Origin of the sequence: Streptomyces hilarionis (assembly GCF_024539675.1) — a bacterium.
Classification (GTDB): domain Bacteria; phylum Actinomycetota; class Actinomycetes; order Streptomycetales; family Streptomycetaceae; genus Streptomyces; species Streptomyces hilarionis.
In genome coordinates, this window is sequence record NZ_JAHHIT010000147.1 from 1 (window position 1) to 22716 (window position 22716).

The window sequence follows — 22716 nt, forward strand, 5'->3', positions numbered from 1 at the left end:
CGGGCGGCGGGCCCGACGAGCCGCTCCCACGCGGGGGCGGCCGGGGTCTCGGCGGAGATCTTGGCGACGGCCGTCCTGACGGCGTCGCCGAGCCGGGTCGCCTGCCCGGGGGTGAGGCGGCCGTCGTCGGCCTTGAGGGCGGTCGTGAGCGTCTGCGTGACGGGGGCGAGGACGGCGCTGAGATCACCGAGACCCTTGCCTTGGGCGAGCAGCGCGGCGACACCGGGGACGGGCGCATCGGAGGCAGCTGCGACGCGCTCGCGGGGTGCGGCGCCGTCGGCCGCCAGGGCGGCGGGTGCGGCGAGTCCGAGGACGAAGGAGGCGCACAGTGCGGTGGAAGCGATACGCCGTACGGGCAGACCACGCATGGGAAATCCTTTCGATTGCGTCGGGTCTCGTGCTCACGGTGCAAAGCACCGTCGCACCCCGCAACACAACCGTCGCACCGGGTGACTCCTCGCAGCTCACACCACCCGCATCGCCCCTGATGGGGAGCGTGCCGGGGGTCGCCGAGGAGGAGGGTCCCGCTTCCCCCGTCCGGGGCAACGCCCACGACACGCGAACGGCCGCCCTCCTGGCAGGAGGGCGGCCGTTCGGCGAATGACGTGTCGTGACCTCTCGGGGAGGTGACGTCAGTCGTTGACGCAGGTGTTGCCGAACGCCGGGTTCAGCAGGCCGATCACGTTGATCGTGTTGCCGCAGACGTTGACCGGGATGTGGACGGGAACCTGGACGACGTTGCCCGACAGCACGCCCGGGGAGTGCTCGGCGACGCCGTTCGCGCCACTGTCGGCGGCGGCGATGCCGGAGGCGCCGGCGACGGCCGCGGCGGCAACGGAGGTCAGGACCAGGCCCTTCGCGATACGCGACATGGAGAGGTGCTCCTTGGGGGTTTTGACACAAACACCTGGGCGGGGATGCCCGGCGCTGAAGTCAACGCGTGGGGCTCACGGGGGTTGTGCGGCCGAATGAGTGATGTCTCCGGCGAACGAGCTTCACCATTCCGACACCTTTGACCGGTTTCAGGGGATTAATCCGGACAGCGGTTAGAGTTGCGCCCCATCCGACGTACGCCTATAGCAAGCAAATCGCACGAAAGGGCACCGCCGGTCATGCGCAATTCCCTGGTTCCGACGCTGCATCGCGCCACGGTCGGGGTCCTCGCCCTCGCCGCACTCTGGGCGCCGGGCGGCGCCCGGGCCGCCGGCGCGCCGCCGGCCGCGGAGGCCCCACGCCTGGCCTTCGCCCAGCGCTACCACTCCACGCAGCACGGCGGGATCGTGCGCGCGGCCAACGCCGCCATCAGCTGCCGCGCCGCGCCGGCGGCCGCGGCGGTCCCCGCCTGCCCGGCCGTGCGCGCGGGCCGGGCGGCGCGCAACGACGACTTCGACATGTTCTACGTCGACGTCGACGACGACCCCAACACCTACAACTCCTCCCGCGCCGAGGTCCGGTTGCCCAAGGGCGCGCGGGTGTCGTACGCACGGCTGTACTGGGGCGGCAACCTGCGGGTCGGCGAGCAGAAGCCGCCCAAGGACAACGGGCGGGTGCTGATCGCCGAGCCGGGCGGCGCGTACAAGGCGGTGCTCGCCGACACCGTCGTCGGCCACCGGGCGGCGCACGGCGCCGACGCCTTCCAGGCCTCCGCCGACGTCACGAAGCTGGTGCGCGACAGCGGTTCGGGCCTGTACACGGTCGCGCAGGTCAACGTGGCCATGGGCAGGTCGGCGGCCGGCGCCTGGGGCGGCTGGACGCTGGTCGTGGCGTACGAGAACCCGGCCGAGCCGCTGCGGGACCTGTCCGTCTGGGACGGCTTCGACGCCCTCGACGCCCCCGCCGGCAAGGAGATCCGGCTGCGCGGGCTGCGTGTCCCGGCGGCCGCGGGCGGCCGGGCCGGGCTGGTCGCCTACGACGGCGACCGCGGCCGTTCGGGTGATTCGCTCATGGTGTCGACCGGTGACCGGGCCCCCGTCGCGCTCACGAACCCGGTCAACCCATCTGACGATGTGTTGAATTCCACGATCAGCGAGCCGGGGGAGGCTCCGGCGGCGCGTGTACCGGCGTACGCCAACACCCTCGGCTACGACTCCGACGTGTTCGATCTGCGCAGGGGTTTGCGGTTCGGCGGTGACCGTCTGGCGGTTCGGCTCGTTGCCCACCGGGACGCGGCGTGGGCCGGGGCGCTCTTCGTCGCCGTCGACACACGGAAGAAGTAGTCAGGCGCGTTCCCGCACGTCCCGAGCGCCACCGTGAGCGAGGAATCCGCGCAATGCACCTGCCAGAGCCCGACCGGAGCACCCGGGTCCTGCACCTCACCCAGCCGGTGGACGGCGGGGTCGCCCGGGTCGTGACGGACCTGACGCGGGCCCAGCTCGCGGCCGGTCTGCACGTCACGGTGGCCTGCCCGGCCGGCCGGCTGGCCGAGGACCTGCGGTCCCTGGGCGCGGACGTGCGGCGCTGGACGGCCGCCCGGTCGCCCGGGCCCTCGCTCCCGGGCGAGGTGCGGCGGCTCGCACGCCTGATCGACGACGTACGCCCCGATCTGGTGCACGCGCACAGCGCGAAGGCCGGGCTGGCCGGCCGGCTCGCGCTGCGCGGGCGGATCCCGACGGTGTTCCAGCCCCACGCCTGGTCCTTCGAGGCCGTCGGCGGCCCCACGGCGGCGCTCGCACTGCGCTGGGAGCGGCTCGGGGCGCGCTGGACGGACCGGCTGGTCTGCGTGAGCGAGGCCGAGCGCGAGACGGGTGTGCGCGCCGGGATCGCCGGACGGTGGAGCGTCGTCCCCAACGGCATCGATCCCGAGCGCTTCCACCCCGCCCCCGTCGACACCGTGCGCGCCGCCCTGCTGCCCGGGCTCGACGCGGCCGCCCCGCTGGTGGTGTGCGTGGGGCGGCTGTGCCGGCAGAAGGGGCAGGACGTCCTGCTGCGGGCGTGGGACGCCGTAGCACGGCGCACGCCCGGCGCCCGGCTGGTGCTGGTGGGCGACGGACCGGACGCGCAACGGCTGCGGCACGGGGCGCCGGAGTCGGTGCTGTTCGCCGGCGCCGTCCCCGACGCCGTGCCCTGGTACCAGGCCGCCGACCTGGTGGTGCTGCCGTCCCGGTGGGAGGGCATGGCGCTGGCCCCGCTGGAGGCGCTCGCCTGCGGGCGGGCCGTGGTGGTCACGGACGTGGACGGCGCACGGGAGAGCCTGCCGGAGGCCCTCGCGCCCCGCTGTCTGGTACCCGCCGAGGACCCGGCGGCGCTGGCCGACGCCGTCACCGCGCTGCTCCTCGACCCGCTGCTGCGCGAGTCGCTCGGCCACCAGGGGCGCCGGCACGTCCTGGCCGCGCACGACGTGCGGCACACGGCCGAGACGGTGGCGGGCCTGTACCGCGAGCTGCTCACGACCACACAAGGGGCGCCCGTCGCGCCCACCGAGTGCAGGGAGTCCATCCACTCGTGACTGCGGAAAGCACCGTCCCCTCTCCTGGCGCGCAGCCCGGATACTCGTCCGTCTCGGTCATCCCGCGCCGGGAGAGTGCGACGGGATTCAGGTTCCCCGCCCGACGGCCCCCCGCACGGCCCGCGTCGCCGCTGCCGCTGCTGCTCACCGACGGCCTCGCCGCGCTGGCCGGCGCGCTGACGCTGACCGGCGCGCACCGCCGGCCGCTGCTGACCGCCGTGCTGGTGGCGGCGACGATGCTGCTGCGTCCACAGCGCAGCCGTCCGGTGGCGGGGGTGCTCGACGAAGTGCCCGCGCTGTGCGGCCGGATCGCGGTGGGCTGGCTGGCGCTGGCCGCGGTCGTCGGCGCGTGGCACCCCGGGCACCCGCTCTCGGCCCGCACCCTGCTCCTCGGCTGCACGGCCCAGGCCGTCGCCTGCTGCGCCGGCCGGGCGGTCGTCCATCTGCGGCGGCGGCGGGCGCTGTTGCGCCGCCCGCGCGCCGCGCTCGTCATCGGGCCCGCCACGACCGCGCAGCGGGTGGCCGCCGCCGTGCTGCGTCACCCCCGGTGCGGGGTCCGTCCGGTGGGGATCGTGGCCGAGAAGCCCGACGGCGCCGACGGCCTGCCGGTCCTGACCACCGGTCAGGAGGTGCAGCGGGCCCTCATCCAGAACAGCGTGCGGGAGGTCCTGTGCGTGCACCCGGCCGTGCGCGGTGTGCAGGGCCCGCTGCTGCGGGCGCTCGCCGAGTCCGGCTGCACGGTGTGGGAGCTCGACGCCGACACCCCCTCCTACGCGAGCCGCGAACAGCTCGCCGGGTTCTCCTGCCGGCGCCTCGACATGGGCGCCCGGCGCCGGGGCAGCCTCGGCAAGCGCCTGCTGGACGTCGCGGTCTCCGGAATGCTGCTGCTGCTGGTGAGCCCGCTGCTGCTGCTGTGCGCGACCGTGCTGCGGCTGACCGACGGGCCCGGCGTCGTGTTCCGGCAGGAGCGCATCGGCAAGGACGGCAGGCCCTTCACCCTGCTGAAGTTCCGCACCCACCGCCCGGTCGACGAGCACGAGGCGGCGACCCGCTGGAGCGTGGCCGGGGAACGCAAGATGAACCCCTTCTGCCGGTTCCTGCGCCAGACGTCGCTGGACGAGCTGCTCCAGCTGTGGAACGTCCTGTGCGGCGACATGAGCCTGGTCGGCCCCCGGCCCGAACGTCCCTTCTTCGTCGGCCAGTTCAGCCAGAGCTACCCCGGCTACGCGGCCCGCCACCGCATGCAGACCGGCATCACCGGCCTCGCCCAGGTGCACGGGCTGCGCGGCGACACCTCGATCGAGGACCGGGCCCGCTTCGACAACGCGTACATCGACAACTGGTCGCTGTGGCAGGACGTGTGCATCCTGCTGCGCACCGCGGCCGCCCTCGTGCGACCGACCGGGAGCTGAAACCGCCGATGACCCCAGGACCCGTCCGGAGCTTCCCGCCGGCGCTGCGCCGCCTGGCACGGCGGTTCGCCCTGCCTCCGGGGCCGCCCGCCTACGCCCACGCGGGCGCGTCCGCCTCATGCGACGCACCGCACGAGGCGCCGCGCGGCCCGTCGCCGGCGCATCCCGGACCGGCCCTCCCCCTGCCGCCGTCGTCCGCGCGGACGCCGTCCCCGGTCCTGCCCGTGGTCGCCGTGCTCGCCCTGCTCTGTCTGCCGCTCTCACCGGGCGGCGAGGGCGGCGCGGGACCGGCGGACGCGCTGTCCGCGCTGGTCGTGCTGTTCTGCGCGGTCCGGCTGCTGCGGCAGCGACGGCGTCCGCTGTCCGGGACGGCCGTGCTGCTCCTCGCCCTGCCGGTCGCCGGACTCGCGCTCGCCGCGATGGGCGCCTCCTCGCCGGGCGCGGGCCTCACCGGCCTGGGCCGCTACCTTCAGATCTTCGTGCTGGTCCCGGCGGCCGTCGTGCTCCTGGTCCGCGACCGGGCCGACTTCCGGGTGCTGGCCTGGTCGTTCGTCGCTCTCGCGGGGTGGCAGGGGGCGGTCGGCGTCCACCAGTTCGTCACCGCGACCGGCGCCTCGTACCAGGGCGAGACGATCCGGGCGGTCGGCACGTTCGGGCCGCAGGACGTGATGGGCATGGCGACCGTCGTGTCCTTCGGGCTGATCTGCGCGCTCGGGCTCGCGCTCGGCCGCTCCCGGGCGCGGCAGCGGGCGGTCGCCGCCTGCTGCGCGCTGGCGCTGCTGGCGCCGCTGGCGCTCTCCTTCAGCCGGGGCGCCTGGATCGCGACCGCGCTGACCTGCACGGTCCAGCTGGCTCTCGCCGGACTGCGGCGGGCGCTGACGGTCGGCGCGGTGGTCCTGGCGGCCGGGGTGGTCCTCGTCGGCGGCTTCGGGGTCGGCTCGGCGATGCTCCAGGAACGCGTCGACAGCATCACCCAGGTCGCCGACGCCCCCGACCAGTCGGTCACCGACCGGTACACGCTGTGGGCGGCCGCGATCGGCATCTGGCGCGAACAGCCCCTCACCGGCGTGGGGTTGAAGGGGTTCCCCGAGCACCGGGACGCGCACGCCCCGCTCGCCCTGTCCTCCGGCAGCGACACCGACGGCGCGGGTTCGGGCTTCGTCCGGCAGCCGCTGCTGTCCCCGCACAACATGTACCTGCTGGTCCTGGCCGAGCAGGGCCTGATCGGGCTGCTCGCCCTGGCGGGCGGCTGGCTGGCGCTGCTGGCCCGCGGGCTGCGGGGCTGGTCCCGCGTGCGGCGCGCGGGCCCCGGACTGGACTGCGCGCTCGTCGCCTGCGGCCTGCTGGTCTGGCAGCTGATCGACTTCGTGTACGCCGACATCGGCGGACCCTCCACCGTCCTGACGGCCGTCGTCTTCGGGGTCGTGGCCTGGTGGGCGCTGGTCGGCGCCGACGGCCGCGAGGAGGCGCTCGCGCGATGACCCTCACGCCTCCCCGGACGCCTCGCACGGACGGCCCCCCGTCCGTGCCCCCGGCACGGGACGCCCCGCCGTCCACCAAGGCCACCGAGACGACCGGGACGGCAGGGACCGCCGGGACGGCTGAGGCCTCGCAGGCGGCCGGGGCGGTCGGGGCTTCGAGGGCGGCGGAGGCAGCCGGGACGACCTGGACGACCGGTGGGGCCGGAAGCGCCGGGACGACCTGGACGACCGGGACCGCCTGGACGACCGACGCCGCCCCGGCCCCCGGGACCGCCCGGAAGGCCGGTGCCGCCGCGGTCCCCGGGGCGACCGGGGCGGCTCGGAGCGGGGAGGGGACCGACGGGGCCGACGGCCGGGAACCCTGCGACGTTCCGGCGGCGTCCCGCGGCTTCCTCGCCCGGGCGGCTCTCGTCACCGCCGCGCTGTCCGTGGCCGGCGCCCTGCTCGGGCTGCTCCGGGACCAGGCGCTGGCCCGGCTGTTCGGGGCGGGCAGCGACACCGACGCGTTCCTCGTCGCGTGGACCGTGCCCGAGTTCGCCGCCACCCTCCTCATCGAGGACGGACTGGCGTTCGCGCTGATCCCGGCGTTCAGCATGGCACTGGCCCGCCGCTCCCGGGGCGCGCCCGGCGACCCGGTCCGCGCCCTGGTCGCCGGCACGCTCCCCCGGCTGTCGCTGGCCTTCGTCGCGGTGGGCGCGCTCCTGATCGGCACGGCTCCGCAGCTCGTCGAGGTCCTCGCGCCCGGCCTGCCCGACCCCGCGCTCGCCGTCGACTGCACCCGGCTCACCGCCACCTGCGCCGTGAGCTTCGGGCTCGCCGGGTACTGCAGCGCCGCCCTGCGCGCGCACCGGCGGTACGTCGCGCCGGCGGCGATCTACGTGGCCTACAACGTCGGCATCATCGCCGGGATGTACGCGCTCGGCGGCCGCTGGGGGGTGCGGTCGGCGGCGGCCGGGGTCGCGGTCGGCGGCGTCCTCATGGTGCTCGTCCAACTTCCCTCCCTGGCCGGTCGGTTGAGGAGGCGGTCCGGGGAGGGGGAGCGGGCCTCGGCGGCGGCGCAGGAGGCGCCCCGGCCCCTCGACACCGCGCTCCTGGCGACCGTCCTGCTGTTCGCGCTGTGCCGGCAGTCCCAGGTCCTCGTCGAGCGCTTCCTCGCCTCGCAGCTGCCGGCCGGCGCGATCTCGCACCTCAACTACGCGCAGAAGGTCGCGCAGATGCCGATGATCCTGTCGGTGATGGTGTGCACGGTCACCTTCCCCGTCGTCGCGCGGGCGCTGGCCGAAGGGGACGTGGCACGCGCCCGCGACCGTGTCGAGCGGGACCTGGCGCTGGCCGCGTGCATCGTGCTGCTCGGCACGGCGGCGGTGGTCGCCTGCGCACCGCAGATGATCGAGGTGCTGTTCCAGCGGGGCGCGTTCACCGCGCGGGACACCGCGGCGACGGCCGGGCTGATGCGGGTGTACGCGCTGGGGCTGCTCGGCCAGACCCTCACGGGCGTGCTGGTGCGCTCCTACTTCTCCGCGGGCCGCGGCACCTGGTACCCGGTCGGCGCGATGGCCTGCGGCATCGTCGTCACCTCCTGGATCGGCGCCGAGAGCGTCCATGCCTGGGGGGTCTACGGGATCGCCGCCGCCAACGCCGTCGGCATCACCGTCACCGCCCTGGTGCTGCTGGCCGGGATGGGCCCGCGCAGCGTCCCCGTCGGCGTCCGGGGCGTGCTGCGCGAGCTGAGCCGGCCGGTGCGGGCCGCCCTGGTGGCGACGGTGGCCGGGGCCCTCGCCGCCCGCGGGTGCGACGACGCGCTCCCCGGGCTCGTCGTCGGCGGGCTCACCGTGACCGTCGTCTTCCTGTCGCTCGGCGTGGCCCTGCGAGCCCAGGGCGTCGTCCGCGCACTCCGATTCCTCCGTTCCGCGACCCGAAGGGTCTCCCATGGCCGCTCCTGACCGCGTCACTCCCGCCGCCGTCCCGTGGGTGGCGATGTACCACTCCGTCGGCGACTGCTCCGAGGACCCGTACCGCATCACCGTGACCCCCGAGCGACTGGACGAGCAGCTGCGGTGGCTGCGCCGGCGCGGGCTGCGCGGCGTCTCCATGGCCGAGCTGCTCGCCGCCCGCGCCCGCGGCGAGGGCCGCGACCTGGTGGGTCTCACCTTCGACGACGGGTACGCCGACTTCCTCACCGGGGCGCTGCCCGTCCTGCGCCGCAACGGCTGCACGGCCACCCTCTTCGTGCTGCCCGGCCGCTTGGGCGGCGACAACGCCTGGGACCCGCTGGGCCCGCGCAAGCCCCTGCTGACCGCCGACGGCATCCGGCGCGCGGCCGACGAGGGCGTCGAGATCGGCTCGCACGGCCTCACCCACGTCGACCTGACCGCGGCCGACGACCTCACGCTCAAGACGGAGACGGTGGAGAGCCGGGCCGTGCTCGCCGACCTGCTGGGCGCCGGGCCCGACGGGTTCTGCTACCCCTACGGGACGATCGACCGGCGCGCCGTGGACGCCGTGCGCGAGGCCGGCTACGCCTACGCCTGCGCGATCGACCCGGGCCCGCTGAACGGCCTGCACGCGCTGCCCCGGCTGCACGTCGGACAGAACGACGGCGCCCTGCGTCTGGCTCTGAAGTACCGGCTGCACGGGCTGCGCCGGCGTCCCGTGGAGGGGCTGCGGTGAAGGCGCTGCACATCATCACCGGACTCGGCGTCGGCGGCGCGGAGCAGCAACTGCGGCTGCTGCTGCGCCATCTGCCCGCGCGGTGCGACGTGGTGACGCTGACGAACCCGGGCGCGGTGGCCGCCGGACTGACCGAGGACGGGGTCCGGGTCGTCCACCTCGGCATGGCGGGCAACCGCGACCTCGGCGCGCTGCCCCGGCTGGTGCGGATCATCCGCTCCGGCGGCTACGACCTGGTGCACACCCACCTCTACCGGGCCTGCGTCTACGGCCGGCCGGCCGCGCGCCTGGCCGGGGTCCGCGCGATCGTCGCCACCGAGCACTCGCTGGGCGAGTCGCAGCTGGAGGGCCGCGCGCTGACCTCCGGCGTGCGCGCCCTCTACCTCGCCAGCGAACGGCTGGGCCGCACCACGGTCGCCGTCTCCCCCACGGTCGCCGACCGGCTGCTCGACTGGGGCGTGCCGGCTCCCCGGATCGAGGTCGTGCCCAACGGCGTCGACCTGGCCCGCTTCCGCTTCGACCCGCAGGCCCGGGTGACCACCCGCCGACGGCTCGGGCTGCCGGACGACGCCCGGGTCGTCGGCGGCGTGGGGCGGCTCGCGGCCGGCAAACGCTTCGACGTCCTCGTCCACGCCCTCGCCCGCCTCCCCGGCGACCACTGGCTGCTGCTGGTGGGCGGCGGGCCGGAGGAGAGCGTGCTGCGGCGCCTCGCCCACGAGTCGGGGGTCGCCGACCGCGTCCTGTTCACCGGCGAACGCCCGTGCGTGCCCGACGGCACCCCGGGCCCCGACCTGCCCTCCCTCCTCAGCGCGATGGACGTGTTCGTCTCCCCCTCCCCCGAGGAGACCTTCGGCCTCGCAGCCGTGGAGGCGCTCGCCTCGGGGCTTCCCGTGCTGTACGCCTCCTGCCCCGCGATCGAGCACCTGCCCGCGCCGGTGGCCGGCGCCCGCCGGGTGAGCGGCGGCGCCGCGGCGTTCGTCCGCGCGCTGACCGGGACGCCTGCGCCGGCCCCCGGTCGGCGGGCCGCCCCGGACGCCGCCCGCCACTACGACATCACCCGCAGCGCCGCCCAGCTCATGGACGTGTACGCGGCCGCCCTCACCGGACCACCCCGGTCGTCCTCCGCTTCCCCGACACCCCAGGGAGTCAGTTCCCCATGACCGAGAACCCCCGTCGTCCTGCCCCCCTGCGCCGCGCCAGGACGCTGCCGCCCTGGTCCCTGCTGGCGGCCGGCGTCGTCGCCGGCGGTCTGCTCGGCGGCGCGTACGGCGCCGTCAAACCGCCCGTGTACACGGCCACCGCCTACGTCGTGGCCGTGCCGACGGCCAAGTCGGACCCGGCGTCCGCGCTCGGTTTCGCGCAGGCCTACGGCCGGGTCGCCACGCAGCTCGCCGTGCTCGGCGACGCCCAGGTGTGGGCGGGCGTGCCCGTGAGGACGCTTCAGCAGAACGTGCAGACGGCGACGTCCCCGGACGCCCCGATGGTCGCCATCACGGCGACCTCGCCGCGTGCCGACCTCGCCGCCGACATGGCCAACGCCGTCACCCGCGCGCTGACCCAGCACGCCAAGAGCTCCGAGGCCGCGACCAACGTCGAGTTGCAGCAGTTCGCCCGCGCGGTGCGGCCGACCGCGCCGTCCTCGCCGTCCCCGGCGGTGACCGGGCTGGTGGGGGCGAGCGCGGGCGGACTGCTCGGCGGGCTGGTCCTGCTGGTGCGGCCGAGGCGGGGCGCGCGGGAGGAGGCAGGGCGCCCGGCCGCCGTCCCCGGCCCGGCCCTGGCCGCGGACGCCCACGGAGCGCTGTGAAGCCGACGCTCACGACCGAACTCGTCACCGACGAGCGGGCCTTCGCCGAACTGGCGCCCGCCTGGGGCCGGCTGTACCGGCGGTGCGCGACGGCCACGCCGTTCCAGAGCCACGCCTGGCTGCACTCGTGGTGGCTCTCCTACGGGCGGCCCGGCCGGCTGCGGCTGCTGCTGGTGCGCGACGGCGACGAACTGGTCGCGGCGGCCCCGCTGACGGCCGTCCGCCGGCCGCTGCCCGCGCTCGTGCCGCTCGGCGGGGCGATCTCCGACTACGGGGACGTCCTCGTCGACGACGGACACGGTGAGCGGGCCGTCGACGCGCTCACCGACGCGCTCGCCGGGGTCGCGCGGACCGCGCTGATCGACTTCCGCGAGGTGCGGCCCGGCGGCGCGGTGGAGCAGGTCTACGAACGCTGGCACGGGCCGCGCCGGCGGGTCAGCGACTCGGTGTGCCTGGAGCTGCCGGCCGTCCCCATGGAGGACCTGGTGGCCCGGCTGCCGTCGGCCAAGGCGCAGCGGGTGCGCGCCAAGCTGCGCAAGCTGACCGCGCTCGGTGTGCAGCGCCAGGCGGTCTGCCCGGATGAGGTGGACGCGGCGCTGCGGCGGCTGCTGGAACTGCACGCATTGCAGTGGCAGGGCCGCAAGGTGACGGGAGAACACCTGCGTTCGCGCTTCTGCGAGCACCTGGTGCGCTCGGTCGGGCCGATGGTGCGCGCCGGGGACGCGGTGGTGACCGAGTTCCGGCTGGACGACGACGTGGTGGCCGTCGACCTGACCCTGCTGTCGCGACGGCTGGCTGGGGGGTATCTGTACGGAGCCCATCCGCGGCTGCGGGAGAGCAAGGCGGACGTCGCGGTGATGCTGCTGGACGCGTGCGCGGAGCACACCCGGGACGGGGGGCGCGCCGCGCTGAGCCTGCTGCGCGGGGACGAACCGTACAAGCACCACTGGCGGCCCGAACCGGTCGTCAACCAGCGGCTGCTGCTGGCCCGTCGGCGCACCGCCCCGCTGCTGTCGGCGGCCGTCTGCGACGTGGCGGCGCGCCGGCGCGGCAAGGAGTTGCTGCTCCGGGCGGAGCAGCGGAGGGAGCGAGCCGGTGGCGGCAGGTCCTGACGCGGGCCTGCCGCCACCGCACCGCGGATCACTCGGAGTTCGGCCACCAGTCCAGGCGGAAGCAGAGCTTGCCGCCGAGCCAGTACTCGACCCAGTCGCCGAGGTCCATCGGCGTGCAGTTCGCCGGGGGCTCGCCGGTCGGGTCGGGAGCGGGCGACTGCGGGGGCGTCGGCTCCACGGACGGTTCCTGGGAGGGCGCCGGGGTCGTGGGCGTCGTGCCCGGTCCGTCGACGCGGCCCGACAGCAGCGAACGGTAGACCTCGGACGCGCGGGGGTTCTGCCGGCACTGCCACACGCCGTGCGGGCAGTAGTCGGTCAGCGTGTTGTACAGCGGCCTGTGCTCGTCCATCCAGGCGATCATGCGCCGCATGTACTCGGCGTTGTCACCGTTGCGGAAGAGTCCCCATTCGGGATACGAGATGGGCTTGCCGTGGGCTCTGGCGAAATCCACGTGCGCCTGGAGTCCGTACGGTTCTCTCACCTGTTCGTCGAACGACAGGCCGGTCGGCTGGTCGTAGGAGTCCATTCCCAGGATGTCGACGGTGTCGTCCCCGGGATAGCACTCGGTCCACGCGACGGCGTCCTTGCCGCGGCTCGGCGTGAAGTCGAACCTGAATTTCTGGCCGGGCACGGAACGCATCGCCGAGACGATCCTGTTCCAGTACCGCTTCCAGGCCTCGGGGTCCGGCCCGCAGCGATGGGTGTACGTGATGCCGTTCATCTCCCAGCCGAGCACGATCACGGTGTCCGGCACCTTCAGCGCGACCAGCCGCCGGGCGAGGGCCCGGAAGTGGTGATCGAAGTCCCCCGCCGCGCCCTGCCGCAGCAGCCTGCGCACCTCGGCGTCGGAGACGCCCTCCTCGTTGCGCTCCATCATGGGCACGTTGAGGACGAGCATCCGGTCGTCCTCCTCCCGCCGCCAGTCCGCCCACACGTCGAGGAAGCCGGGCGGGCCCTCGATGTTGTGCCACCGGTCGCCCGGCAGGTAGGTGTGGCCGACGCGCAGCTTCGAGCCGCCCAGCCACTCGCTGAGCTCGGCGATCCGGGCCACGCCCCGGGCGTCGTAGTCGAGGTAGGCGCCGAAGGCGGGGGCGCTCGTGGCGGCCGTGCCGGAGGGGGTCGGCGCCGCGGTCGCGCCGGACGGGCTGGGCGCGGCGGACTCGGCGGACGGGTCCGGACTCTGAGCGGGCGTCACCGGTGCGGCCGGCGGGGCCGGTGTCGCGCTCGGCGCGGGACCGGCCGGGTCCGCCGCGGCGGGCGCCGGAACGGTCGGGGTGGGAGCGGGAGGATCGGCGACCCGCACCACCCCCGCGCCCGCGGCGAATCCGGGTCCGGACGCCAGGACGGCCGATGCCGCGACCGCCGCCGCGACGACGGCCAGCCGGCGGGACCGTGCGCGTCGCTGTTGTGGAGCCATGCCTGCTCCTTTCTCCACTTTCGCGTAACGCGCACTGCCCGCGCATTACTGACACTCAGTCATATGAAAGTCACACGAAAAGGAATCACGCCACCGCCGTTAGGGCTTTCGAGTGCCTCCCTCGCCCATTCCGGTGAAACGAGCCGAAGGACAACGCAGCACATGCCCCAGTCGCCCCTCGACACCCGCGTCCCCGCCGTCCTCCTGCGGATCGACCGCAATCCCTTTCACCACGGCACGCTGGGCGCCGTGCGCTCGCTCGGCCGGGCCGGAGTCGACGTGCACGTGATCGCCGACTCGACGGGAAGCCCGGTGAGCGCCTCCCGGTTCGTGACCCGGCTGCATCCCCCGCCGCGGCCCGGCGCCGACCCCGCCGACATCGCCGCCGTGCTGCTGCGGGTCGCCGCCCGCGTCGAACGGCCCGCCGTGCTGATCCCCATGGACGACGCGGGCGCGATCGCCGTGAGCCGGCTGCGGGCGGAGCTGGCGCCCGCCTACCTGCTGCCGCAACAGCCCTGCCATGTGCCCGAACTGGTCGCCGACAAGGCCGAACTGGCCGCGCTGTGCGCGGCGGCCGACGTACCGCACCCCGTCACCCTGGTGCCCGAGAGCGCGGACCAGGCCGCCTCCGCCGCCTGGCGGCTCGGCCTGCCGGTGGTCGCCAAGTGGAGCCGTCCCTGGCTGCTGCCCGCCGCCTCGGGGCTGCGCAGCACGGTCGTGGTGCGCTCCAGCCAGGAGGCCCGCGACCTCTACCTGCGCACCGACGAGGCGGGCAGCCGCCTGCTGTTGCAGACGTTCCTGCCGCCGGGACCGGACCGCGACTGGTTCTTCCACGGCTACGCCGACCGCTCCGGTACGCTCGCCGCCGGCGGCCCCGGCCGCAAGCTGTGCGCCTGGCCGCGCGGGGCGGGTCTCACGGCGGTGGGCGAATGGACCGACAACCCGCAGGTGGGGGCGCACGCCGAGCGGCTCGCCGACAGCCTCGGCTACCGGGGCGTCTTCGACCTCGACTTCCGCCGCTGCGGCACGACGGGCGCCTATCACCTGCTCGACTTCAACCCCCGCCCCGGCGCCCAGTTCCGGCTCTTCGCCGACGCCGCCGGACTGGACGTCGTCCGCGCCCAGCACCTCGACCTGACCCACCGTCCGCTGCCGGTGCGGGCGCCCCAGCCGGGACGGGCGTTCGTCGTGGAGAACTACGCGCCGCTGGCCGCGTTGCGCCCCTCGCGCCGCAATCGCGAGCTGGCCTGGCACGCGCACGACGACATCGCGCCCGGACGCGCCATGTGGGGCCTGTGGGGCGCCCATGTCGCCCGCCGGCTGCTGGGCCGGCTCCCTCGGCCGGGCACGGCGGGCGTCACCGGCGAGCGGCCCAGGGTGGTCCGCCAGTCGCCGCCGCCCCCGCCGTCCCTGACCGGCCTGCCGGGCCTGACCGGCGCCGCGGGCCCGACCCCGACCGAACCGACCGACGACGAGAGAGCGAGCAGATGCTGATGTACGACCTGCTGGTGGTGGGCGCCGGCCCGTACGGCCTGTCCATCGCGTCCCACGCCGCGGACGCGGGGCTGAGCCTGCGCGTCTTCGGCCGGCCGATGGCCTCCTGGCGCGACAACATGCCGGACGGGATGTTCCTGAAGTCCGAGCCGTGGGCCTCCAACCTCTCCGACCCGGCGGCCCGCCTGCGGCTCGACGCGTACTGCGCGACCCGCGGCGCCGCCGCCCGGCACGGGCAGCCGATCCCGGTACGGACGTTCGCCGAGTACGGCCTGTGGTTCGCCCGCAACGCGGTCCCCGGGGTGGACGAGCGCACGGTCGCCCGCATCACGCCCCGCCCCGGCTGCTTCGAGGCGGTCACCGAGGACGGCGAGACGGTCCGGGCCCGCACGGTCGCGCTCGCCGTCGGCGTGACGCCGTTCGTCGAACTCCCCGCCGCCCTGCGCGCCCTGCCCCGCGACCTGGTCACGCACAGCAGCCACCACGGCGACCTCGGGAGATTCCGCGGCCGGGACGTCACGGTGATCGGCGGCGGCCAGGCCGCCCTGGAGACGGCCGCGCTCCTCGCCGAACAGGGCACCCGCGTCCGGGTCCTGACCCGTGCCGACCGGCTGACCTGGAACGACGTGCCGCCGCCCTGGGAGCGGCCGTGGTGGCGGTCGGCCCGCTCGCCGCACAGCGGGCTCGGCTGCGGCTGGCGGAACTGGTTCTACGCCGAACACCCCGGCCTGTACCGCCGGCTGCGGGAGCCGACCCGGGCCCGGATCGCGGCGACGGCGCTCGGACCGGCGGGGGCGTGGTGGGTGCGCGACCGTGTGGAGGGCTCGGTGGAGGTGCGGCTGGGCCACGAGGTGACGGCGGCGCGGGCGGTGCCGGGCGGGGTCCGGCTGGAGGTGACGGGCGCGGGCCGCGTCGAGACCGAGCACGTGATCGCGGCCACCGGCTTCCGGGCGACGCGCGACCGGCTCGGCCTGCTCACCCCCGAACTGCGCGACACGCTGGCCGTGGTGGCGGACGGCTCCCCCGAGGTCGGCCCGGACTTCGAGACCTCCCACCCCGGACTGTTCCTGGCCGGCCTGGTCACGGCGGCCGGCTTCGGCCCGGCGATGCGCTTCGTCCACGGCGCGACGTTCACGGCCGGGACCCTCGTGCGAGGCGTACGGCGCCGGCTGCGCACCGGCGGGCCGGCCGGGGTGATCCCGGCGCCGGTCCGGCGCGGGGCGGCGCAGAGCGTCCGCGGCTGAGGCGGGGGCGGGGTGGCGCGTCCGTGGTGGGACGGGACACGGGTGCCGGACGCGCGGAGCGCCCGGCACCCGTGGGGTTCAGCGGCGCGAGGCGCCCTTGCCGCGCCGGTACAGGACGGCGCCGCCCGCGATGAGCGCCGCGCTCACCCCGGAGGCGGCCAGCAACGCCGCGCTGTCACTGCCGGTGTGCGGCAACTGGGGCCGATCGTGCCCGCCGCCCCCGGGCGGCATGGTGTGCCCGCCCCCGGACGGAGGCGTGCTGTGACCCCCGTGCGGGGGCGGTGTCGAATGCCCGCCACCCGAAGGAGGCGAGGAGTGCCCGCCACCGGGCGGGGACGAGTGACCGCCACCGGGCGGACTGCTGTGCCCGCCCCCGGGCGGAGACGAATGACCGCCACCGGGCGGACTGCTGTGGCCCCCGCCGGGCGGGGACGAGTGACCGCCACCAGGCGGACTGCTGTGGCCGCCACCGGGCGGAGACGAATGCCCACCACCAGGCGGACTGCTGTGGCCGCCACCGGGCGGGGACGAGTGACCGCCACCGGGCGGACTGCTGTGCCCACCCCCGGGCGGGGACGAATGCCCACCACCAGGCGGACTGCTGTGACCGCCACCAGGCGGGGACGAGTGACCGCCACCGGGCGGACTGCTGTGACCGCCGCCGCACGTGTCGCCGTAGCCTCCGCAGTCGTCCGCGGGGCCCTCGTTCCCGTTGCCGTGGTCCCCGTACCCGGAGTCCCCGTACCCGGGGCCGCCGTGGTCGGAGTCCCCGTATGCGGAGCCGCCGTGGTCGGAGCCCTTGCTCGGGGAGCTTCCGTATCCGGAGTCGTCGTCGGCGGGTGCGGTGCGGGAGCTGCGCCGGTGGGCGGCCGAGGCGTTGGCGCAGGCGGCGCCGAAGGCGGGGTCGAGCGCCGCGACGGCGTCGACCGAGTCGCCGCAGACGTTCGCCGGGACGTGCGCCGGTGCCTGGCCGTGGTTGCCCGAGAGGACGCCGGGCGCTCCCTTGGCGGCCCCCTCTGCCTGTGAGTCGGCGAGGGCGTACCCGCCCCCGCACAGGGACAGAATGCTCGTCGCGGCAGCCGCCGCGACCATTCCCCTGCTCAGGGTCTGTCGCAATTCCGTTGTCTTCCTGCTCGGAGAAGTGGAAAAGCCGGCCCTGGACCACACGCAGTCGTCCAGGGCCGGCCTCGTTCCGGCCGTCGGCGGCCGGTGGTGACGCGTCGTCAGTCGTTGACGCAGGTGTTGCCCGCGGCCGGGTTCAGCAGCGCGAGCACGTTGATCGTGTTGCCGCACACGTTGACCGGGATGTGGATCGGAACCTGGATGACGTTGCCCGACAGGACGCCCGGCGAGCCGACGGCCGCACCGTTGGCACCGGCGTCGGCGAAGGCGGGGGCGGCCCCGCCCAGGGCCAGGATCAGACCCGCGACAACAGCAGCGCTCTTCTTCATGAGTTTCCCTTCTCTGCGGTCATGCCCAGATGACGGTCGAAACCGAGCGAGCGCAACCGGAAGGGCTCGCACCATGACTCGCAGGCTGCAAACGACAGATAGACGGCCGAAGAAACTGAGGAACACGCGTGGCGCGAGAATTCACTCGAACGCCTTCATATAATCAACAGGTCGGACTCATCAGCGAAAAAACGGTTCACCCGGGCGGCGGGACAACTCCCGCGGAACCGGAGGGGAAGAGGCCGCGAAAAACACGACCGCCGCACGGCCGCCGGAAGAGGGACGGACCGTGCGGCGGGCGGCGCCGGTGAAGCGTCAGCCGTTGGCCGCACCGTTGCCCGAGAGGGCGGAGATGTCGTCCAGGATGTGCGACAGCGGCTCGTCGCCCTTGGCCTGGGTGCTGTTCTCGGCGCACTGCTGGTTCTGCGGAGCGGACAGGACGGGGATGTCCTGAACGCCGACGTTCGCGAGGACGGCGACCAGCGACTGCAGGTCGGCCTTGACCGGCAGGCCCACGCACAGCTTGTTGGCGGTGCCCTGGACCAGGGTCGCCTGGGGGCTCATGTCGCCCTTGGTCACCGAGTTGCCGAACGCCTCGTGCGCTCCGTTGCCGCTGGCGGAGGTGGTGCCCGCGTCGTCCCCGATGGCAAGCGCCTGGGGGGCGGCAGCCGCCGACACTCCGATGACGGAAGCGGCGACCGCAGCCGCGGCCATTGCCTTCTTCAGCATTTCGCTATTCCTTTCCCTGTCCTGGCTCCGGGCCAGGACCATGTGCCTGCCACCGAACCAACACGTTGTCGCCGGTTTGGTTGCGGCACGTCACCCGATCGGTTTCCCCGACACGCCGGGCCGCGCTCTCACCGATAGGCCATCGGAGTGAAGGCGAGGAACCAAAACACGGATCGTTGGTTAACCAGAACACTCCGGTGGACGGGGTTTTTCACGAAAGGGATTCACAAGTGATCAAGAAGGTACTGGCCACCGCTGCGGTCGCCGCCTCCGTCGTCGGCGCGTCCGCCGTCGCAGCCGCCCCGGCCCTCGCCATCGGCAACGACAGCGGCACGACGTCCGCCAGCGGCAACGGCGCCAGCCAGTCGTTCGGCAACTCGGCCACCTTCGGCAACATGAGCCCGCAGATGGCGCTCATCCAGGGCTCGCTCAACAAGCCCTGCATCGGTCTGCCGGCGAAGGCCAACGTGCAGTCGGTCCTCGCGCTCATCAACGTCGGCGTGCAGGACATCCCGATCCTGTCGGCGCCGCAGAACCAGCAGTGCGTCGAGAACAGCACCCAGGCCAAGGGCGACGAGCCGCTGTCGCACATCCTGGACGACATCTCCGCGCTCTCCGGCAACGGTGCGGCCAACCACTGAGCCCGACGTGGTGAACGGGTTCATTTCCTGAGCCCAGGGGTGGAATCTCCGCCCTTACAGCGGGCCGCCGGATCATCGGCGGCCCGCTGTTCTAGCGTGCGGCGCGTGACGGTGAAGACAAACCCTTGGCCGCGCCGCCTGGCGATTCCCGGAGTCGTCCTCGCCTGCGCGGGCGCGTTGCTCGGCGCCTCCGCGCTGCCCGGCAGGGAACACGTCCCGCGCGCGATGAACATCCTGCTGATGGGCACCGACGAACGGGACGTCATCAGCGACGCGGAGAAACAGCAGTTCCACGCCGGCGGACAGCCCTGCGGCTGCACGGACGTCCTGATGCTGATCCATCTCTCCGCCCACCGGGACCGTGTCAGCGTGATCGGCATGCCCCGCGACTCCGCCGCGCAGATCCCGCCGTACCGCCAGGGGGCGGGCGCCGGGGAGCGTCCGCCGCATCCGGCGAAGCTCAACGCGGCCTTCCAGGAAGGCGGACCCGAGCTCGCCGTGGCGACCGTGGAGTCGATGACCGGGGTGAACGTCGACCGGTTCGTACAGGTGGACTTCCGGCGCTTCATGGACACGGTGAACGAGGCCGGCGGGGTCGAGGTGTGCACGCCCCGACGGCTGCGCGACTCCGCGACCGGCCTGGACCTCACGCCCGGCAAACACCGGCTCGACGGCGGCAGGTCCCTGCAGTACGTCCGGTCCCGGCACGTCGACTCCAGCGCCGACCTCGGCCGCATCCAGCGTCAGCAGCGGTTCCTGGTGCAGGCCTGGCGGGAGTTGCAGGGGCGCGGGCTGCTCGGCGACCCGGGACGCGCACTGCACCTGGCGCGCACGCTGCTCGGGTCGGGCCCGCAGGGCTTCTCCCTGAACGAACTCGTCCAGGAGGCGTCCGCGCTGCGCGGGCTGCCCCCCTCGGCCACGGAGTTCACGACGGTGCCGATCAGCGGGTTCGCCCCGGCGTCCCTGGGCATCGGCGCGGCGCTGACCTGGGACGAGCAGAAGGCGGACGCGCTCTTCGCGAAGGTGCGCAAGGACCAGCCCCTGGTCGCCCCGAACGCGAACCCCCGGCCCGCCGACCCGCCGACCGTCCTCGGCAGCACGGTGCCGGTGCGCGGGAGCGCGTACGCGTGCACCTGAGGGGCGCGCGGCCGCCGCGCCCGGTGCGCTGGGCCGATCGGGGCACAGCACGCAACCCCGGGCGGGTGGCGCACGTTGTTGATCACGCAGCTCCTCCCCCGGGAGCCCGCTTTCGAAGGGAACGAACATGAAGAAGCTGTGGGCATCCGCGGCCCTCGCCGCCTCGGTCGCCGGTCTCGCGGCCGTGACCGCCCCGCAGGCGCTGGCCATCGGCGACGACAGCGGCACCACGTCGGCCAGCGGCAACGGCGCCTCGTCGGAGTTCGGCAACTCGGCGACCTTCGGCGACATGAGCCCGCAGCTCTCGCTGGTCCAGGGCTCGCTGAACAAGCCGTGCATCGGCCTGCCCGCGAAGATCAACGCCCAGTCGCTCATCGCGGCCCTCAACATCGGCGTCCAGGACATCCCGATCCTGTCCGCGCCGCAGAACCAGCAGTGCGTCGAGAACAGCACCCAGGCCAAGGGCGACGAGCCGCTGTCGCACCTCCTGGACGACATCTCGGTCCTGGCGGGCAACGGCGTCGGCAACGGCTGAGCAGCGCTCCGCGTTCCGCGACGGCGGGTCACCGGTTCTCCGGTGGCCCGCCGTCGTGCGTGCCCGTGCGACGCGTGGTCTCACGGCCCGTCACCTGCGGTACAGGTCCTCTATCTCCCGGGCGTACCTCTGCGTCACCTCGTGCCGCTTGACCTTCAGGGACGGCGTGAGCAGGCCGTTGGCCTCGCTGAACTCGCCGTCGACCAGGGCGAAGGCGCGGATCGACTCGGCGCGCGAGACGGCCTCGTTGGCGTAGTCCACGGCGCGTTGCACGTCGGCGCGGAGCCGGGGGTCGTCGGTCAGCTCGGCGAGCGGGGTGTCGGCGGGCAGGCCCCGCACGGCCAGCCAGTGGGCGAGAGCGTCGGGGTCGACGGTGACGAGGGCGGCGACGAAGGGGCGGGCGTCGCCGACGACGAGGCACTGGCCGACGGGTGCGCGGCTGCGCAGCCGGTCCTCCAGGACGGCCGGGGAGACGTTCTTGCCGCCGGAGGTGACGAGGATGTCCTTCTTGCGGCCGGTGATCGTGAGGTAGCCGTCGTCGTCGAGGGCGCCGAGGTCTCCGGTGGCGAACCAGTCGCCGGCCAGGGCCTCGGCGGTGGCCACCGGGTTGTTCCAGTAGGCGGCGAAGACCACGTCGCCCTTGATCAGCACCTCGCCGTCGTCGGCGATGCGCACGGCGGTGCCGGGGACGGGCCGGCCGACCGTGCCGGGGCGGGGCTCCAGGGGTGGGACGAGGGTGGCGGCGGCGGTGGTCTCGGTGAGGCCGTACCCCTCGTAGACGACGATCCCGGCGGCGTGGAAGAAGAGCCCGAGGGTTCGGTCGAGAGGGGATCCGCCGCTGATCGCGTAGCGCATGCGGCCGCCGAGCTCCTGGCGGATGCGCCGGTAGACCAGCAGGTCGTACAGCGCCCAGGCGGCGTAGAGGCCGGGGCCGGGACCTCTCCCCCGGCCCAGGAACCGGTCGAGGTACGCCTCGGCGAAGCGCACGGCGACGCGTTCGGCCCGGTCGAAGGAGGCGCCGCGGCCGATCTTCTCCGCGGTGGCCCGCCCGGCGTCGTGGATGCGCTCGAAGAGATAGGGCACGCCGACCAGGAAGGTGGGCCGGAACTCCTTGAGCGCCGGGCGCAGTTCGTCGGGCTTGACGCTCGGGAAGTGGCCGGTCTCGATGCGGGCGGCCAGACAGGCGATCTGGAGGGTGCGGCCCATGATGTGGGCCAGGGGGAGGAACAGGAGGGTGGAGGCGGTCTGGCCGGTGACCTCCTGGAAGACGGGGTGCAGCAGCTCCAGGGTGTTGGCGGCCTCGGCGTGCAGGTTGGCGTGGGTGAGGACGCAGCCCTTGGGGCGGCCGGTGGTGCCGGAGGTGTAGCAGATGGTGGCGATCGCGTCGGGGGTGAGGGCGGAGCGCCGCTTGGTCACCTCGTCGTCGGGGACGTCGGCGCCGAGAGCGGTGAGCTCGCCCAGGGCGTCCGCGTCGATGGCCAGGATGCGCGGGGGGTGCGGGTGGTGCGCCGTGCCGGTCGTCGCCGTCGCGGCGTTGTCCGCGTTCTCGACGACGAGCAGGGTCGTGCCCGAGTCGCGGACGATCCAGTCGACCTGGTCGGCCGAGGAGGTGGCGTAGACGGGGACCACCCGGCCGCCCGCCGCCCAGACGGCGAAGTCGAGGACCGTCCACTCGTAGCGGGTGCGGGACATCACCGCGACGCGGCCGCCCTGTTCGACGCCGGCGGCGATCAGGCCCCTGGCGACGGCGGTGACCTCGTCGGCGAAGGCCCGCGCGGTGACGGGGCGCCACGCACCGGCCTCCCGGCGGCGCAGGACGACGGCGTCGGGGGCCTCGGCTGCGTTGGTGAAGGGCAGGTCGGCGATGCTGCCCGCGGCGAGCGGCGGCGCCAGGGGGGCGGTGCGGGCCTCCCGCACGGCCCCGGTGTCGTCCCTCAGCAGGTCGATCCGGGTGCGGGAGGCCAGGTCGGCGCGCTGTCTGGCCCGTTTCAGATCCCTGCGGACACCCATGGACGGCTCTCCCGGTCGCGGTGGGGCTGGCGTGTGACGGGGAGTAACTTACTGATAAGTAAGGTTGCGCACCAGAGGTCGCACGGGCCCGCCGCACCCCCCGGGAGGGGCTCGCGGCGGGCGAGGGGCGGGGC

At 74.6% G+C, this 22716-nt stretch carries 20 protein-coding genes and 2 pseudogenes; 14 read left to right on the forward strand and 8 right to left on the reverse strand.

All coding sequences use genetic code 11. The features are described from left to right. Together KMS84_RS29780 and chpG are read right to left on the reverse strand one after the other, a co-directional pair. Window positions 1-368, reverse strand: a pseudogene (locus tag KMS84_RS29780) (hypothetical protein); the annotation flags it as partial. A gap of 264 nt (window positions 369-632) precedes the next feature. After that, complete coding sequence (chpG, locus tag KMS84_RS29785; RefSeq protein ID WP_256919578.1) at window positions 633-872, reverse strand: chaplin ChpG; 240 nt, start codon at window positions 870-872, stop codon at window positions 633-635. Window positions 873-1112: 240 nt separating this feature from the next. On the opposite strand from chpG, the gene KMS84_RS29790 reads away from it, so the two are divergent. Genes KMS84_RS29790 through KMS84_RS29830 form a run of 9 tightly spaced genes read left to right on the forward strand, consistent with a single transcriptional unit; the run spans window position 1113 to window position 11924 of the window. Beyond that, a complete protein-coding gene (locus KMS84_RS29790; protein WP_256919579.1) occupies window positions 1113-2216 on the forward strand; it encodes a DUF3344 domain-containing protein in 1104 nt (367 codons plus the stop codon). A gap of 53 nt (window positions 2217-2269) precedes the next feature. Then, window positions 2270-3445 carry a glycosyltransferase gene (locus KMS84_RS29795; RefSeq protein ID WP_256919580.1) on the forward strand — a complete coding sequence of 392 codons (1176 nt, stop codon included), beginning with the start codon at window positions 2270-2272 and terminating at the stop codon, window positions 3443-3445. Further along, window positions 3442-4857, forward strand: a complete 1416-nt coding sequence (locus KMS84_RS29800; RefSeq protein ID WP_256919581.1) for an exopolysaccharide biosynthesis polyprenyl glycosylphosphotransferase — start codon at window positions 3442-3444, stop codon at window positions 4855-4857. Before KMS84_RS29795 ends, KMS84_RS29800 begins: the two co-directional genes overlap by 4 nt. Window positions 4858-4865: 8 nt before the next feature. Beyond that, window positions 4866-6338, forward strand: a complete 1473-nt coding sequence (locus KMS84_RS29805; protein ID WP_256919582.1) for an O-antigen ligase family protein — start codon at window positions 4866-4868, stop codon at window positions 6336-6338. Beyond that, window positions 6335-8281, forward strand: a complete 1947-nt coding sequence (gene murJ / locus KMS84_RS29810; RefSeq protein WP_256919583.1) for a murein biosynthesis integral membrane protein MurJ — start codon at window positions 6335-6337, stop codon at window positions 8279-8281. The genes KMS84_RS29805 and murJ overlap by 4 nt, the downstream gene beginning before the upstream one ends. Next, complete coding sequence (locus tag KMS84_RS29815) at window positions 8268-9008, forward strand: polysaccharide deacetylase family protein (RefSeq protein ID WP_256919584.1); 741 nt, start codon at window positions 8268-8270, stop codon at window positions 9006-9008. Before murJ ends, KMS84_RS29815 begins: the two co-directional genes overlap by 14 nt. Beyond that, entirely contained in the window at window positions 9005-10168 is a 1164-nt protein-coding gene (locus KMS84_RS29820) for a glycosyltransferase (protein ID WP_256919585.1), read from the forward strand. Before KMS84_RS29815 ends, KMS84_RS29820 begins: the two co-directional genes overlap by 4 nt. Beyond that, a complete protein-coding gene (locus KMS84_RS29825; protein ID WP_256919586.1) occupies window positions 10165-10812 on the forward strand; it encodes a YveK family protein in 648 nt (215 codons plus the stop codon). Before KMS84_RS29820 ends, KMS84_RS29825 begins: the two co-directional genes overlap by 4 nt. Next, window positions 10809-11924, forward strand: coding sequence for a GNAT family N-acetyltransferase (locus KMS84_RS29830; RefSeq protein WP_256919587.1), 1116 nt, complete (start codon window positions 10809-10811; stop codon window positions 11922-11924). Before KMS84_RS29825 ends, KMS84_RS29830 begins: the two co-directional genes overlap by 4 nt. Window positions 11925-11952: 28 nt before the next feature. Here the strand turns inward: KMS84_RS29830 and KMS84_RS29835 are convergent, their stop codons facing one another. Further along, complete coding sequence (locus KMS84_RS29835; protein ID WP_256919588.1) at window positions 11953-13341, reverse strand: glycoside hydrolase family 26 protein; 1389 nt, start codon at window positions 13339-13341, stop codon at window positions 11953-11955. 162 nt (window positions 13342-13503) lie between these two features. On the opposite strand from KMS84_RS29835, the gene KMS84_RS29840 reads away from it, so the two are divergent. Together KMS84_RS29840 and KMS84_RS29845 are read left to right on the forward strand one after the other, a co-directional pair. After that, entirely contained in the window at window positions 13504-14835 is a 1332-nt protein-coding gene (locus tag KMS84_RS29840; RefSeq protein ID WP_256919589.1) for a carboxylate--amine ligase, read from the forward strand. Next, entirely contained in the window at window positions 14835-16079 is a 1245-nt protein-coding gene (locus KMS84_RS29845; protein WP_256919595.1) for an FAD-dependent oxidoreductase, read from the forward strand. The genes KMS84_RS29840 and KMS84_RS29845 overlap by 1 nt, the downstream gene beginning before the upstream one ends. A gap of 78 nt (window positions 16080-16157) precedes the next feature. Here the strand turns inward: KMS84_RS29845 and KMS84_RS29850 are convergent, their stop codons facing one another. The 4 genes and pseudogenes from KMS84_RS29850 to KMS84_RS29865 form a co-directional block, all read right to left on the reverse strand. Further along, complete coding sequence (locus KMS84_RS29850; RefSeq protein ID WP_256919596.1) at window positions 16158-16274, reverse strand: LPXTG cell wall anchor domain-containing protein; 117 nt, start codon at window positions 16272-16274, stop codon at window positions 16158-16160. 693 nt (window positions 16275-16967) lie between these two features. Then, a pseudogene (locus KMS84_RS29855) lies at window positions 16968-17171 on the reverse strand (chaplin); the annotation flags it as partial. 131 nt (window positions 17172-17302) lie between these two features. After that, window positions 17303-17530, reverse strand: a complete 228-nt coding sequence (locus KMS84_RS29860) for a chaplin (protein ID WP_256919590.1) — start codon at window positions 17528-17530, stop codon at window positions 17303-17305. Window positions 17531-17845: 315 nt separating this feature from the next. Continuing rightward, a complete protein-coding gene (locus KMS84_RS29865) occupies window positions 17846-18259 on the reverse strand; it encodes a rodlin (RefSeq protein WP_256919591.1) in 414 nt (137 codons plus the stop codon). 230 nt (window positions 18260-18489) lie between these two features. On the opposite strand from KMS84_RS29865, the gene KMS84_RS29870 reads away from it, so the two are divergent. The 3 genes from KMS84_RS29870 (at window position 18490) to KMS84_RS29880 (ending at window position 20572) form a co-directional block, all read left to right on the forward strand. Beyond that, a complete protein-coding gene (locus KMS84_RS29870; protein ID WP_108999531.1) occupies window positions 18490-18900 on the forward strand; it encodes a rodlin in 411 nt (136 codons plus the stop codon). Window positions 18901-19005: 105 nt separating this feature from the next. Then, window positions 19006-20037, forward strand: coding sequence for an LCP family protein (locus tag KMS84_RS29875; protein ID WP_256919592.1), 1032 nt, complete (start codon window positions 19006-19008; stop codon window positions 20035-20037). A 127-nt stretch (window positions 20038-20164) separates the two neighbouring features. After that, window positions 20165-20572, forward strand: a complete 408-nt coding sequence (locus tag KMS84_RS29880) for a rodlin (RefSeq protein WP_256919593.1) — start codon at window positions 20165-20167, stop codon at window positions 20570-20572. Window positions 20573-20662: 90 nt separating this feature from the next. Here KMS84_RS29880 and KMS84_RS29885 read toward each other — a convergent pair whose 3' ends face one another. Next, the gene (locus KMS84_RS29885; protein ID WP_256919594.1) at window positions 20663-22582 is read right to left on the reverse strand and encodes an AMP-dependent synthetase/ligase; all 1920 of its coding nucleotides are present in this window, start codon (window positions 22580-22582) and stop codon (window positions 20663-20665) included. Window positions 22583-22716 lie beyond the last annotated feature (134 nt).

Bases quoted from the DNA above. Each gene is read 5' to 3' on its own strand.
- KMS84_RS29865 (WP_256919591.1), bottom strand. From the start codon at position 18,259: ATGCTGAAGAAGGCAATGGCCGCGGCTGCGGTCGCCGCTTCCGTCATC.
- KMS84_RS29885 (WP_256919594.1), bottom strand. From the start codon at position 22,582: ATGGGTGTCCGCAGGGATCTGAAACGGGCCAGACAGCGCGCCGACCTG.
- KMS84_RS29835 (WP_256919588.1), bottom strand. From the start codon at position 13,341: ATGGCTCCACAACAGCGACGCGCACGGTCCCGCCGGCTGGCCGTCGTC.
- KMS84_RS29880 (WP_256919593.1), top strand. From the start codon at position 20,165: ATGAAGAAGCTGTGGGCATCCGCGGCCCTCGCCGCCTCGGTCGCCGGT.
- KMS84_RS29840 (WP_256919589.1), top strand. From the start codon at position 13,504: ATGCCCCAGTCGCCCCTCGACACCCGCGTCCCCGCCGTCCTCCTGCGG.
- KMS84_RS29845 (WP_256919595.1), top strand. From the start codon at position 14,835: ATGTACGACCTGCTGGTGGTGGGCGCCGGCCCGTACGGCCTGTCCATC.
- chpG (WP_256919578.1), bottom strand. From the start codon at position 872: ATGTCGCGTATCGCGAAGGGCCTGGTCCTGACCTCCGTTGCCGCCGCG.
- murJ (WP_256919583.1), top strand. From the start codon at position 6,335: ATGACCCTCACGCCTCCCCGGACGCCTCGCACGGACGGCCCCCCGTCC.
- KMS84_RS29790 (WP_256919579.1), top strand. From the start codon at position 1,113: ATGCGCAATTCCCTGGTTCCGACGCTGCATCGCGCCACGGTCGGGGTC.
- KMS84_RS29795 (WP_256919580.1), top strand. From the start codon at position 2,270: ATGCACCTGCCAGAGCCCGACCGGAGCACCCGGGTCCTGCACCTCACC.
- KMS84_RS29805 (WP_256919582.1), top strand. From the start codon at position 4,866: ATGACCCCAGGACCCGTCCGGAGCTTCCCGCCGGCGCTGCGCCGCCTG.
- KMS84_RS29860 (WP_256919590.1), bottom strand. From the start codon at position 17,530: ATGAAGAAGAGCGCTGCTGTTGTCGCGGGTCTGATCCTGGCCCTGGGC.
- KMS84_RS29825 (WP_256919586.1), top strand. From the start codon at position 10,165: ATGACCGAGAACCCCCGTCGTCCTGCCCCCCTGCGCCGCGCCAGGACG.
- KMS84_RS29815 (WP_256919584.1), top strand. From the start codon at position 8,268: ATGGCCGCTCCTGACCGCGTCACTCCCGCCGCCGTCCCGTGGGTGGCG.